Annotated in this window: 13 protein-coding genes; 8 read left to right on the forward strand and 5 right to left on the reverse strand. The window is 41.8% G+C overall.

The annotated features are described in order from the left end of the window. Positions 1–18: 18 nt before the first annotated feature. The gene (locus L4C37_RS07185; RefSeq protein WP_429768269.1) at positions 19–1374 is read left to right on the forward strand and encodes a replication-associated recombination protein A; all 1356 of its coding nucleotides are present in this window, start codon (positions 19–21) and stop codon (positions 1372–1374) included. 143 nt (positions 1375–1517) lie between these two features. Continuing rightward, entirely contained in the window at positions 1518–2825 is a 1308-nt protein-coding gene (gene serS, locus L4C37_RS07190) for a serine--tRNA ligase (RefSeq protein ID WP_429768242.1), read from the forward strand. Positions 2826–2974: 149 nt separating this feature from the next. Here the strand turns inward: serS and bioA are convergent, their stop codons facing one another. Beyond that, positions 2975–4258 carry an adenosylmethionine--8-amino-7-oxononanoate transaminase gene (bioA, locus tag L4C37_RS07195; protein WP_429768243.1) on the reverse strand — a complete coding sequence of 428 codons (1284 nt, stop codon included), beginning with the start codon at positions 4256–4258 and terminating at the stop codon, positions 2975–2977. 160 nt (positions 4259–4418) lie between these two features. Here bioA and bioB point away from each other — a divergent pair, with 160 nt between their 5' ends. Genes bioB through bioD form a run of 4 tightly spaced genes read left to right on the forward strand, consistent with a single transcriptional unit; the run spans position 4419 to position 8141 of the window. Next, entirely contained in the window at positions 4419–5471 is a 1053-nt protein-coding gene (gene bioB, locus L4C37_RS07200) for a biotin synthase BioB (RefSeq protein ID WP_429768244.1), read from the forward strand. Next, positions 5458–6654 carry an 8-amino-7-oxononanoate synthase gene (gene bioF, locus L4C37_RS07205; RefSeq protein WP_429768245.1) on the forward strand — a complete coding sequence of 399 codons (1197 nt, stop codon included), beginning with the start codon at positions 5458–5460 and terminating at the stop codon, positions 6652–6654. Before bioB ends, bioF begins: the two co-directional genes overlap by 14 nt. Positions 6655–6657: 3 nt before the next feature. After that, on the forward strand, positions 6658–7461 hold the full coding sequence (gene bioC, locus L4C37_RS07210; protein ID WP_429768246.1) for a malonyl-ACP O-methyltransferase BioC: 804 nt from the start codon (positions 6658–6660) through the stop codon (positions 7459–7461). After that, positions 7458–8141, forward strand: a complete 684-nt coding sequence (gene bioD / locus L4C37_RS07215; RefSeq protein ID WP_137372971.1) for a dethiobiotin synthase — start codon at positions 7458–7460, stop codon at positions 8139–8141. The genes bioC and bioD overlap by 4 nt, the downstream gene beginning before the upstream one ends. Positions 8142–8213: 72 nt before the next feature. Here the strand turns inward: bioD and L4C37_RS07220 are convergent, their stop codons facing one another. Beyond that, positions 8214–8429 (reverse strand): hypothetical protein, encoded by a 216-nt coding sequence (locus L4C37_RS07220; protein ID WP_137372972.1) that lies wholly within the window; start codon positions 8427–8429, stop codon positions 8214–8216. A gap of 33 nt (positions 8430–8462) precedes the next feature. Continuing rightward, on the reverse strand, positions 8463–9851 hold the full coding sequence (locus L4C37_RS07225; RefSeq protein WP_429768270.1) for an MATE family efflux transporter: 1389 nt from the start codon (positions 9849–9851) through the stop codon (positions 8463–8465). A 95-nt stretch (positions 9852–9946) separates the two neighbouring features. Between L4C37_RS07225 and L4C37_RS07230 the strand changes: the two genes are divergently transcribed. Continuing rightward, entirely contained in the window at positions 9947–10837 is an 891-nt protein-coding gene (locus tag L4C37_RS07230) for a LysR family transcriptional regulator (RefSeq protein WP_429768247.1), read from the forward strand. 61 nt (positions 10838–10898) lie between these two features. Here the strand turns inward: L4C37_RS07230 and L4C37_RS07235 are convergent, their stop codons facing one another. Further along, complete coding sequence (locus L4C37_RS07235; protein WP_167494016.1) at positions 10899–11066, reverse strand: hypothetical protein; 168 nt, start codon at positions 11064–11066, stop codon at positions 10899–10901. 274 nt (positions 11067–11340) lie between these two features. Here L4C37_RS07235 and htpX point away from each other — a divergent pair, with 274 nt between their 5' ends. Beyond that, complete coding sequence (gene htpX / locus L4C37_RS07240) at positions 11341–12204, forward strand: protease HtpX (RefSeq protein WP_137372973.1); 864 nt, start codon at positions 11341–11343, stop codon at positions 12202–12204. 279 nt (positions 12205–12483) lie between these two features. Here the strand turns inward: htpX and purB are convergent, their stop codons facing one another. Continuing rightward, positions 12484–13854 carry an adenylosuccinate lyase gene (gene purB / locus L4C37_RS07245; protein ID WP_429768248.1) on the reverse strand — a complete coding sequence of 457 codons (1371 nt, stop codon included), beginning with the start codon at positions 13852–13854 and terminating at the stop codon, positions 12484–12486. Between the last annotated feature and the right edge of the window lie 42 nt (positions 13855–13896).

The raw sequence follows: 13896 nt of genomic DNA on the forward strand, positions 1-13896 counted from the left end.
CATTCACTATTCAAGAGACTGCCAGTGAGTAATTACAGCTTAGATTTTGCAGGGGACGAAGATTTTCGTCCCCTTGCTGCTCGTATGAGACCAGAAACCGTCGAGCAATATATTGGTCAACAACACATTTTAGGTGTGGGTAAACCATTACGCCGTGCATTAGAGGCGGGGAATCTTCACTCAATGATCCTTTGGGGACCGCCTGGCACCGGTAAAACAACCCTCGCAGAAGTTGCTGCCAACTATGCGAATGCAGAAGTTGAGCGAGTGTCTGCGGTGACATCTGGTGTGAAAGATATCCGAATTGCGATAGAGAAAGCGCGAGAAAATAAGCAAGCAGGCAGAAAAACAATCCTGTTTGTAGACGAAGTTCATCGTTTTAATAAAAGCCAGCAAGATGCTTTTCTTCCTCATATTGAAGATGGCACAGTGACATTTATCGGTGCTACCACAGAAAACCCTTCTTTTGAGTTAAACAACGCTTTGTTATCACGTGCGCGTGTCTACAAACTGACTTCTCTTAATACAGGTGATATCTCCCTAGTCATTCGCCAAGCTATCGAAGATAAACGGCGTGGACTTGGAGATGTTCCGGCTTATTTTGCTGATAACGTTTTAGATCGACTTGCTGAATTGGTTAACGGTGACGCTCGTATGTCGCTTAACTATCTTGAGCTACTTTATGACATGGCAGAAGACAACGCGCAGGGTGAAAAAGATATAACTATTCAGTTGCTTGCTGAAGTGGCTGGTGAAAAGGTTGCCCGTTTTGATAACAAAGGTGACATTTGGTACGACTTGATTTCAGCCGTCCATAAATCAATCCGCGGTTCTAACCCTGATGCTGCTCTTTACTGGTCTGCACGAATGATAGCAGCTGGCTGTGACCCTCTCTATATTGTAAGACGTTTGCTTGCTATTGCATCTGAAGATATTGGTAATGCTGATCCAAGAGCTATGCAAGTCGCGATGTCGGCATGGGATTGCTTTACACGTATAGGTCCTGCTGAGGGGGAACGAGCGATCGCCCAAGCTGTCGTCTATTTAGCGTGTGCACCGAAAAGTAATGCGGTGTATACCGCTTGGAAACAAGCACTTTCTGACGCTCATAACCTACCTGAGTATGAAGTCCCTCATCATTTACGAAATGCACCAACAAGTTTGATGAAGGACATGGGATATGGGCAAGAATATCGTTATGCTCATGATGAACCTGGAGCTTATGCTGCTGGGGAAAAGTACTTGCCGCCAGAGATGGGGTCAACGCAGTACTATTTTCCAACAAAACGGGGCTTAGAAGGTAAAATCGGCGAGAAGTTAGATTACCTCGCGGATTTAGACGCAAAAAGCCAACAAAAGCGCTATGAAAACTAGGCTTTTTTGGATATCGTTACATCTACATTATCTTCAGATTAAATTGCCATAAATTGATTGTTTTACAACCATTTTAGGCGGTTTAGTAGTAATTCAGTGGTTAACTCGCTGAATATTCAAATAACTAAAGCATGGGATTAGCAATGCTGGACTCTAAATTACTTCGAACTGAGCTGGATGAAACAGCCGCAAAATTAGCACGTCGTGGTTACACTCTTGACGTAGAGACTATTCGTGAACTTGAAGAAAAGCGTAAATCGCTTCAAGTAAAAACTGAAGAGCTACAAGCTTTACGTAACTCCCGTTCGAAGTCCATTGGTCAAGCGAAAGCGAAAGGCGAACATGAAGAAGCGGCGCGTATCCTTGCTGAAGTCGGTAACTTAGGTGCAGAGCTTGATGAAGCAAAAGTTTCTTTAACTGAACTTCAAACTAAGCTTGATGAAATCACATCAGCAGTACCAAACTTGCCTGATGATTCAGTACCTAACGGTGCAAATGAAGATGAGAACGTTGAAATTTCTCGTTGGGGTGAGCCAAAAGCTTACGACTTCGAAGTAAAAGATCACGTTGATCTAGGTGAAATGTCTGGTGGTCTGGATTTCGCAAGTGCTGTGAAAATTTCAGGTTCACGTTTCATCGTTATGAAGGGTAAATTTGCTCGCCTGCACCGTGCTATTGCGCAGTTCATGCTTGACCTTCACACTGATGAGCACGGCTACACAGAGATGTATGTTCCTTACCTTGTAAACTCTGATAGCTTATTTGGAACTGGTCAATTACCAAAATTTGGCGAAGACTTATTCCACACTAGCCCTCTGACTGAGCAAGTGAGTGACGTTCCTCTAAAAACATTGTCACTTATTCCTACGGCTGAAGTGCCTGTAACGAATATGCTGCGTGATACTATTAGCGAAGAAACTGATCTTCCGATTAAGATGACAGCTCATACTCCGTGTTTCCGCTCTGAAGCGGGTTCTTACGGTCGTGATACTCGCGGTCTTATCCGTATGCACCAGTTCGATAAAGTTGAACTCGTACAAATTACTAAGCCAGAAGATTCAATGGCTGCACTTGAAGAACTAACAGGTCATGCTGAGAAAGTTCTTCAACTTCTAGAGCTACCTTACCGTAAAGTGATTTTATGTACTGGTGACATGGGCTTCGGTTCTGCGAAAACTTACGATTTAGAAGTATGGGTTCCAGCACAAGAGACTTACCGTGAGATCTCTTCTTGTTCAAACATGTGGGATTTCCAAGCGCGTCGTATGCAAGCTCGTTTCCGTCGTAAAGGCGAGAAGAAACCCGAGCTTGTACACACGCTAAATGGTTCTGGTCTTGCTGTTGGTCGTACTATGGTTGCTATTCTTGAAAACAATCAAAAAGCTGACGGTCGTATTGCTGTACCAGCTGTACTACAGAAGTACATGGGTGGTGAAACGCACATCGGTTAATTATTACGATTACCGTGAATGATGACTTAAAAGCCCAGCTAGATGCTGGGCTTTTTTATATCTTTCAAAAGCACAATTTATCTTTTAAAACACGATTTTCTAATGGGTTAATCTTCCATTGCAGGAGCTTTAAAGCTTAATTATGTACATCAGGTGTTTTGAAAACATTCAGGTGTTTGTAGTGCTGTTTCAATAGCACGAACTAGAACAAGGAGTTCATCAGCCTTTGTGATAAAGGGAGGCATCATATAAATCAACCGCCCGAAAGGTCGAATCCAAACCCCTTGATCAACAAAGTGAGCTTGGATGGTTTCCATATCGACAGGTGTGTGGGTTTCAACGACACCGATAGCGCCCAACCAACGAACCTCTTTAACCAGTTCATGTTCTCGTAAAGGAGGGAGTAATTCAGAGAAGAGCTGTTCGATCTTCTGAGTCTGATTTTGCCAATGACCTTGCTCTATGATAGATAAACTTGCAGCACCTACCGAGCATGCTAATGGATTACCCATAAAGGTTGGTCCGTGCATAAAGCAGCCGGCTTCACCTCCACATACAGTGTCAGCAACTTCTTTGCTAGCAAGCGTCGCGGAAAGGGTCATATAGCCCCCAGTCAGCGCTTTACCTAAACATAGAATGTCTGGTTGAATGTCTGCATGTTCACAAGCAAAGAGTTTTCCTGTACGTCCAAATCCAGTAGCTATTTCGTCCAAGATAAGCAGAACATTAAACTCATCACATAGTAAGCGAACTTGTTTCAAGAATTCAGGGTGATAAATTCGCATGCCGCCAGCACCTTGAACGATAGGCTCTAAGATTACTGCTGCGACTTCTTCATGATTAACTGTCAGCTTATCTCGAAAACTATCAATGTCATTAGGGGACCACTCATCCCAAAAGCCAGTTTTTGGCGAATCAGCGAAGATATGCTCTGGCAAGAAACCTTTATACAGACTGTGCATTGAATTATCAGGATCTGTCACCGACATCGCAGCAAAAGTGTCGCCGTGGTAGCCATCACGTAGGGTCAAAAATTTAGAGCGTGGTGTTCCTTTTGCATGCCAATACTGAAGCGCCATTTTTAGACTCACTTCAACAGCAACAGAACCAGAATCGGCAAGAAAGACATGCTCTAAATTCTTAGGGGATAAAGATAATAACTTTTTGCATAAATCGATAGCTGGTTGGTGGGTGATTCCACCGAACATAACATGGGACATCTTATCAATTTGGCTATGTGCAGCTTCATTCAATACAGGGTGATTGTATCCATGAATGGTTGACCACCAAGATGACATACCATCAATTATTCGTTTTCCCCCTTCTAATTCTAGGTAAACCCCATCGGCATTGGTGACTGGGTAGCAGGTCAGAGGTGTAAGAGTCGATGTGTACGGATGCCAGATATGCTGGCGATCAAAGGCGAGATCCATAGTATCTTCCATAAATTTGTCGATTAAAAAGCAATCAAATGTAAACTTTTAATATTCTCATTATGTTGACAGTCTAATGGTTGTAGGTAGACTAGCCAAGTATAAATGCAGGCCACAAGTATGAGAGCTTGTAATACTAAATAAAGATAAGGATCGACACGTGGAAGTTCGTCATAACTGGACAGTATCTGAAGTAACTGCTCTTTTAGAAAAACCGTTTATGGATTTAATGTTTGAAGCTCAATTAGTACATAGAAAGTACCAAGAGCTTAACCACGTGCAAGTCAGTACTTTGCTCTCCATTAAAACAGGTGCTTGCCCTGAAGATTGCAAATACTGCCCGCAAAGTGCCCACTACCGTACCGATGTAGATAAAGAACGCTTAATGGAAGTTGAGCGTGTTTTGGATGCGGCGCAAAAAGCTAAAAATGCTGGTTCAACTCGCTTCTGTATGGGCGCAGCTTGGAAAAACCCGAAAGAACGCGACATGCCTCACCTAACTGACATGATCAAAGGTGTGAAAGGCATGGGTTTAGAAACTTGTATGACACTAGGTATGTTGACACCAGAGCAAGCCGGTGAATTATCTGACGCCGGTCTGGATTACTACAACCATAACCTTGATACGTCTCCTGAGTTTTACGGCAGCATTATTACTACTCGCACTTACCAAGATCGTTTAGATACGCTTTCTCATGTTCGTGATGCGGGTATGAAGATTTGTTCTGGCGGTATCATTGGTATGGGTGAAAGTACTAATGACCGAGCAGGGCTACTTGTGGAATTGGCTAACTTACCAGTACACCCAGAAAGTGTACCAATCAATATGCTGGTGAAAGTGAAAGGCACACCAATGGAAAGCGTTGATGATGTTGAATCTTTCGATTTCGTTAAACTTATTGCTATTGCTCGTATCATGATGCCTATGTCTGCGGTTCGTTTATCTGCAGGTCGTGAAAACATGAATGAACAGATGCAAGCAATGTGCTTCATGGCTGGTGCGAACTCAATCTTCTATGGCTGTAAGCTACTGACTACTCCAAACCCAGATGAAGATACAGATATGCAGCTGTTCAAGAAGTTGGGTATCAACAGCCAAGAAGTGGCTCAAAAGCCTGATGAAATTCAAGAAAATGAACTGTTAGATCAAGTGGTGGAGCGCGTAGCTGCTCGTCCAGCGAAAGATGACATGTTCTACGATGCCACTGTTTAAATCTCGAATTAAAGAAGCCCTTGTTCGTCGTAGTGAGCAAGGGTTAAGTCGTCAACTTAAAGTACTCGAAAATAGTAATGGTCCTTTGCTTCGTAGCGAAGGCTCAGATTTTATTAATTTTTCGAGCAATGATTATTTGGGTTTAGCGAATGACCCAGAACTTGTTGATGCATGGCAAACAGGGTTATCCCAGTATGGCGCTGGTAGTGCTGCATCACCACTCGTTTCTGGTTTTAGTCCTGCTCATCTAAATTTGGAAGCTCAGCTGTGTGAGTGGCTCGGCTTTGAACGTGCCATTCTATTTAGCTCTGGTTTTAGTGCTAACCAAGCTTTGTTGTTCTCTCTTCTCGAGAAAGATGATTTTCTGCTGCAAGATAAACTTAACCATGCTTCTTTGATGGAAGCGGGTATGTTTTCCCCTGCAACAATGAAACGCTTTAAGCACAACGATACACAGCATTTAGAGTTGCTGCTGAACCGAACTCCTCAATCGCTTGTAGTGACTGAAGGTGTGTTTAGTATGGATGGGGATCAAGCACCTCTCAGTCAGATATCTAACCTTACTAATCGATACGACAGCTGGCTCGTCATTGATGATGCTCATGGCATTGGTGTGCTGGGTGAAAAAGGGGCGGGGAGCTGCAACGTAGCGCAAATAACACCCGATATTCTGGTCGTGACTTTTGGCAAGGCATTTGGCCTTTCTGGTGCCGCTATTCTGTGTTCGGCAGAGTTGGGTGATTACTTAACTCAATTTGCTCGGCATCATGTTTATTCAACAGCAATGCCGCCTTCGCAAGCTGTAGCTCTATCTTATGCTTGCCAAATGATTCAAACGCAAGAGTGGCGTCGTGAGAAGCTCTTTGAGCTTGGGGGCATTTACTCAGAACAGATGAGTGGTGTTGAAGGGTTTATCGAGACTCAGACTCCTATTAAACCGTTTGTGGTTGGTGAAGCCAAAACTGCATTATCTATTGCAGAAGAGTTAAAACGTGATCAAGTATGGGTCACCGCGATAAGACCGCCAACGGTGCCGGTTGGAACTGCTCGTTTACGCATTACGCTAACGGCAAGTCATACTCAAAAACAAGTTCTTCAGTTAACAAACTCATTGCATCAAGCTATCGAACGAAACATCGAATCAAGCTTTGAATCAAAGGTCGAAACAAATAATAGGGCTTAGTAAATGTCACAAGAAGTAGTAGTGAATAATTACATCGGCCACGATAAGAGTGCGATTGCTGAAGCTTTTGGCAAAGCAGCAACCACTTATGATAAACACGCTGAGTTTCAGCGCGATGTCGGTCATCGATTACTAGACAAATTACCTAATGATTTGTCTGGGCTTAAAGTGCTCGATCTCGGTTGTGGCACTGGTTACTTCTCTTATCAATTACTATCAAGGGGAGCAGATGTAGTATGTGCGGACCTTTCTCAAGAAATGCTAAACCAATCGAAGTTAAGGTGTGGTGATCAGGTTTCATCTTATCAGCAAGCAGATGCGGAACAACTTCCATTCGAAAACCAAAGCTTCGATATTGTCTTTTCAAGCTTAGCATTGCAGTGGTGTGATGATTTATCTGTACCTTTATGTGAGATAAAACGAGTGACGAAGCGAGGAGGAAGTGTTTTATTTTCCACTTTGTTAGATGGCTCACTGTTTGAGTTGCAAAAATCGTGGAATAAAATTGACACACATCAACACGTTAATAACTTTATTTCTGAGAATCAGGTAAAAATTGCGTTAGCGCAATCTAGCTGTGAGGCTCATCAACTAGACTTGCCCTCTATCACAGTTTGGTACGACACTGCATTAGAGTTGATGCGAGACCTTAAGGGAATCGGGGCTACTCATGTAAGTGGTCGCTCACACGGTTTAACAAGTCGCAGAATGTTGCAACTTGTCGAGAAAGAATATCGAGAGTTTCAAAGCCATCAAGGTTTCTTACCAGCAACATATCAAGTTTGTTTAGGGGTTATTAAATTATGATTGATGCATTATTTATTGCAGGTACGGATACCGAAGTGGGAAAAACAGTTGTATCTAAGGCAATTCTTCAAGCTTTAGCTGCAAAAGAGTTATCAACAATTGGTTACAAGCCGGTTGCTGCAGGGTGTGAAAAGTACCCAGAAGGTTTACGTAACAGTGATGCTTTGCATTTACAAGAAGCCGCTACACAAGATCTAGCTTATGAAGATGTAAACCCTTATGCGTTGCTTCTTCCGTCTTCTCCTCATATTGCTGCTAAGCACGATGGAGTGGTCATCGAAGAAAGCATCTTAAGTGAGAAATTGGCTGAGCATAAAGAAAACTCCGACATCGTATTAGTTGAAGGTGCTGGTGGATGGCGTGTCCCGATTTCAGATGACGAATATTTGTCTAAGTGGGTAAAAGCAGAAAAACTACCGGTGGTTCTAACTGTTGGGATTAAACTCGGTTGTCTTAGCCATGCTTTGCTGACTGCAGAAGCTATTCGTGCTGATGGATTAGAGTTAATTGGTTGGGTAGCAAACCGAATCAACCCAGGAACAGAACATTACGCAGATATTATTGCAATGCTTGAAGATAAGCTAGGTGCGCCGAAGTTAGGTGAAATCCCTTATGTGCCAAGAGCAGAGTCTAAGAACATTGGTAAGTACATTGATGTTTCCCCCCTTCTGAATCTATAGACTTCGCCTACCAAACCCGCAAAAAACCGATTGTAGCTTCTACAGTCGGTTTTTTATTTTTGTATTAGCACATTATTTTTTATCGTCTTGATTATCTGGTTTATAACCCATTGTTCTAATATGTTCGCCGTGGATTGTGTTTTTCATTAATGCCCATAAAGCTTCTAGAAACCGTTTATGTGCTTCATGGTGTCGAATGTACTTAATATGGACAAATATATAAATTGCTATGAAAAGTAGAGTCGCGATAGTGAGACCATAGGCTTCATATAAGGTGATTAAATTCATTTTTATATCTCAATTTTATTTACATTAAGTGTGCTATTGGGCTAGGTAGTTCAGCCATTTTTTACTTCTAAACCGATGAATACATGCAAACCATTTGAAGAGTGTCTCCAAGAAAAACAGAGCGAAGATCCATTCAGCGTTTAAACCTATTAAGAAAGCGCCTATCGCAGCCAAAGGAATACCGAAACACCATTGGGTGAGTAGATCTTGATGTAGGCAGAATTTTACATCACCCCCAGCTCTTAACACGCCAACAACCATCATGGTTGGGAGTGATCGCAAAACAATTCCTATACATAGAATTAGATAGAACTTATTGGATAGATCTCTAGTAGTCGTACTTATTGAAGTGAAGAGATCGAGAACGTTATCTTTGATTGCATATAAGGATAGAGACACGCAAAGGGTAACCAAAATCGCGACTACATTGAAAACAATAGCGTGGTGGTAGGCAGACTCAAAATCTTTTGCGCCTATATGGTTACCAATAATAACGGCAGAGGCGTTGGCGATACCGATCAAAAAGCTAAGCGATAATGCTTCAATCGGTGTAATGATAGATAAAACAATCAAACCTTCAGAGCTTGCCTGTCCCATGATTGAGGTATAGGCAAATAAACCTCCTACCCATAACGTAAAATTCACGGTGGTAGGGAATGCCAAATAAGTGATCTGCTTTATATAGGGGAACTGTAAAGCTTGTTTGATATCGGAAGAGTCAAACAAGGTTACGTATCTATTGAGTTTTAGATAGATAATCGTAATAACAACTTCGAGCACGCTGCTGATTAATGTGGCAATAGCCGCACCTTTCAATCCCATTTGTGGAGCGCCAAAGTGTCCAAAAATGAATACCCAATTAAGTAAAATATTGAGAATAATACCAATACTACTCAAATATAGACTGGTTGAGGCTTGATGGATGGAGCGAAGGTAAGCTGCGATGCTACCGGTAAATGCTATACACAATAAACTAAAGCTTGTAACAACAAGATATTGAGAGCCTAAAGCTTGAACTTCATTATTATTAGATGATATCGCCATTACCTGAGTACTTGCTAGCGCAAGAACAGCAAAAGGTACTAAGGCGAGCAAACTAGATAGTAGCCAAGTTAATGCAGTCCCTCTTTTGGTTCCTAGGTGGTCTTTTTTTCCAAAGTATTGAGCAATTAAGATCGCTCCAGCAGTGGTTACGCCTGAGATAATAATTGTTGCCACAAATAATGCTCTACTTGCAACTCCTGCGGCTGCGATATCATTTTCGCTCAATTGACCAATCATGATTAGGTCAATCACTCCTTTGCTAGAAAAAAAGATACTTTGTAGTGTTATAGGGAGTGCGAGAGCAAAGAGCTGCTTTAAAATTGGGGCATTAAATTGTGCCAATAGGTTTGAATTTATTGTTCTTTTATTTGAAGTCATAGCTGTAAGAAGTAAGAAATACTTCTGGTAATTATGAGTGGACTTTAGCACTCTATAAAACCACTTATGATGGGGTTTTACGTCCAAGAGGTTGTATGCATACATTGGAACAATTGCGAGCTTTTGTCGCTGTCTATGAGGAACATTCGTTTAGTGCTGCGGGGCGCCGTTTAAACAAAGACCGCACGACTATTCGTGAATTGGTTAAATCTTACGAAGACTCTTTAGGCTACGAACTTTTTATTATAGTTGGGAGGAAAGCCGTCGAAACCCCTGCCGCAGAAAAGCTCTATCCGCATGCTATTTTAGTCATTCGACAAGATAGTAAGTTGGCAGAAATCAGTAAGTTTTTGTTTAACGATTCAAAAACACATTTCAATATCGGCTATGACATTGACTTTCCTTTTGATTTTTTGAAATACATTGAGTTATGGGCTGCAAAATCTTTTCCATTGGTCAGTATTAATTGGCTAGCAAGAAACCGTGAAGTTGGGCTCGAGGAATTGAAAAACGAAAAGTTAGACTTTGCTTTCTTCCCGACAAAAGGTTCAATCTCATTGACGTTCTCCGCCTACTATCAACATCTTGGCTATGTCGACTATGGGTTATATGTTGGGTCGAATTCCAAGTTGGCGGCTAAATCGACGTTTGACCTTGAAGATGCGCAGTTAGAAGTTCAATATTTGAGTGAAAACGCGTTAAAAGCAGAGGGAGTTATAAAAGCATTCTCTTACTGTACACGTGTTGTGAGTAGTAGCGAGCTAGTCATGCAATTGCTTCAAGAGCAAGGGTGGGCGTTGCTTCCTAATCGTACGGCAGAAAATGGTGTGCGGAAGGGCGTGATACAAAAGAAAGAAACGGGCTTACTTTGTAATGATTTCAAAGTACCTTTTAGTTTGTTTTATACCATTGGTTTAGAGCAAGATTCTTTTATTAAAGCATTGCGCGAACAGTGTGACTTGTTGGCTAAAGATTATTTTGATTAGACTAATCGTGGAAGTTAAATGAAGGGTCAGAATTGAAGTTGAACCCTTCATTTTAATAGGATTATCTGTCTTGAGTTAAACCCATTAGTGCTTGTTGGGTTTCAGATATATGTGTTTGGATATCTTGTGTAGGTTGAACGCCAATCTGCTTTTTTGCTTCTTCTTCAGATATACCTAAATGGCAGCATAGTAAATCTATTGCCATTTGGAAGCTATTCCCTTCAGCCATGATCTTTCCTTTTATTACATGGACAAGCCAATCATTAACATGGCTGCTACTCTAGACTGATTGTTTTATCATCGCCATACTACTTAGGTCTAATAGACAAAAGTTAATGGAATGTAGTCTCGTAATCAAATGTTGCAATTTAATGCTTAACCTTGTTTTCTAAATCTTAGACTATATGTATAAGTAATAAATATTCGAGAGTGTTACCAATTGGTGGTCTTCTTGTTATAACGATAAGTTTTAATAAAAAACAGCTTTCATGCGGAGAAAAGTAATGAAGCGAGTAATGTTGTTCCTTGCAACCAACCTAGCGGTTGTATTGGTACTAAGTATTGTATTGAATATTGTTTATGCTGTAACGGGGATGCAGCCAGGTAGCCTATCTGGACTATTGGTGATGGCTGCTGTATTTGGTTTTGGTGGATCATTTATTTCACTGTTAATGTCAAAAAAAATGGCATTACGTTCAGTTGGTGGTTCGGTCATTGAAAGTCCTAGAAATGAAACAGAACACTGGTTAATGGAAACAGTGAGTCGCCAAGCAGGGCAAGTTGGTATTGGTATGCCGACAGTCGCGATTTACGACTCTCCAGACATTAATGCATTTGCAACGGGAGCAAAGCGTGATGATTCACTTGTCGCAGTTTCTACGGGGCTACTGCATAACATGACTCGTGATGAAGCTGAAGCCGTGTTAGCGCATGAAGTTAGCCATATTGCGAACGGTGACATGATCACGATGACATTGATGCAAGGTGTTGTGAATACGTTCGTTATTTTCTTGTCTCGCTTTATTGCGAATATTGTTGCGTCGAACGATGACGAGGAAGAAGGTGGCAGCAACATGATGGTTTACTTTGGTGTGTCCATCGCCCTTGAACTGGTATTTGGTTTCCTAGCTAGTTTTATCACTATGTGGTACAGCCGTCATCGTGAATTCTATGCAGATGCTGGCGCAGCTCAATTAGTGGGTAAAGAGAAGATGATTGCTGCGTTAGAGCGTTTAAAGGTCAGTCATGAGCCACAGCTAGAAGGCTCTATGATGGCGTTTGGTATCAATGGTAAGAAGTCACTTAGTGAGCTGCTAATGAGCCACCCACCGTTAGATAAGCGTATTGAGTCTCTACGTAACATGTAATCATTTAGTAATTTACAGTCACTAGGCGACAATATGTAATTGAAAGGCTTCCTTCTGGAGGCCTTTTTTGTTCTAGGCGTCCAAAAAACAAGTATTCAAGGAGTACGGGCTTTGGTTACAGCAAGCTACGCCATTAAATGGATTGAGGAGAGTAGGGTAAACTAGGAAAAAGCACTTTGTCTTCTTTAATCAGAGTGTTCTTTTTATACGGTTTATCCAGTGCAACAAAAAGGCTTCCATATAGGAAGCCTTTGAAAATTACTATTCGAAAGTCGAATTTTACAGCTTGTCAGTCAGCTCGATTGCTTGACCGATGTAGTTAGCTGGCGTCATCTCTTTTAAACGAACTTTTTCGTCTTCTGGAATCTCAAGACCATCGATGAATGCGTGCATGCCTTCACCGTCTACACGCTTACCACGAGTTAGCTCTTTAAGCTTCTCGTATGGCTTTTCAATGCCGTAACGACGCATAACGGTTTGTACTGGTTCTGCCAATACTTCCCAGTTTTTGTCTAGCTCAGCAAGTAGTGCTTCACGGTTAACTTCTAGCTTGCTAATACCCTTCAGAGTTGAAGTGTAAGCAATGATAGCGTAGCCCACACCAACACCTAAGTTACGAAGAACTGTAGAGTCAGTAAGGTCACGCTGCCAGCGAGATACTGGAAGTTTTTGTGCAAGGTGGCTGAACATTGCATTAGCTAGACCAAGGTTGCCTTCAGAGTTTTCGAAGTCAATTGGGTTAACTTTGTGCGGCATTGTTGAAGAGCCAATTTCACCGGCAATAGTCTTCTGCTTGAAGTGACCTAGAGCAATATAACCCCAAACGTCACGGTCGAAGTCTAGAAGGATCGTGTTGAAACGTGCAATTGCGTCAAAAAGCTCAGCGATGTAATCGTGAGGTTCGATTTGAGTTGTGTATGGGTTCCAAGTTACGCCAAGAGATTCAGTGATGAACTCTTCGCTAAATTGGTGCCAATCAACTTCAGGATAAGCAGATAGGTGAGCATTGTAGTTACCTACTGCACCGTTGATTTTCGCTAGAATCTCAACGCTTTCGATTTGCTTGAATTGACGTTCCATACGGTACGCAACGTTCGCCATTTCTTTACCCATAGTAGATGGGGAAGCTGGTTGACCGTGTGTACGAGAAAGAAGAGGAATATCGCGGTATTCTGAAGCCAGTGCCTTAATCGCATCAATAACGTTGCGAATTTCAGGAAGAATAACAGTATCGCGAGCTTCTTTAAGCATAAGTGCGTGCGAAGTATTGTTGATATCTTCTGAAGTACAAGCGAAGTGAATGAATTCATTAATCGCGTGAAGTTCAGGAACGTCTGCTACTTTCTCTTTTAGAAAGTATTCCACTGCTTTTACATCGTGGTTTGTTGTGCGTTCAATTTCCTTGATACGCATTGCATCTTCTTCGCTGAAGTTAGCAGCGATGTTATCTAAGAATTGGTTCGCTTCTGCGCTTAGAGTAGCCACTTCCGCAATCGATTGCGTTTCAGCTAATTTTTGAAGCCAGCGAACTTCAACAACAGTACGGTACTTTAGTAAGCCGTACTCACTAAAAATACTGCGTAGAGAAATTGTTTTACTTCCGTAGCGACCGTCTACAGGTGACACAGCAGTTAATGCTGACAATTCCATGTGAATCTCCTAGATATTTAAATAAGTTAGGGGGAAATAAAG

Origin of the sequence: Vibrio kagoshimensis (genome assembly GCF_050337535.1) — a bacterium.
Taxonomy (GTDB): Bacteria; Pseudomonadota; Gammaproteobacteria; order Enterobacterales; family Vibrionaceae; genus Vibrio; species Vibrio gallaecicus.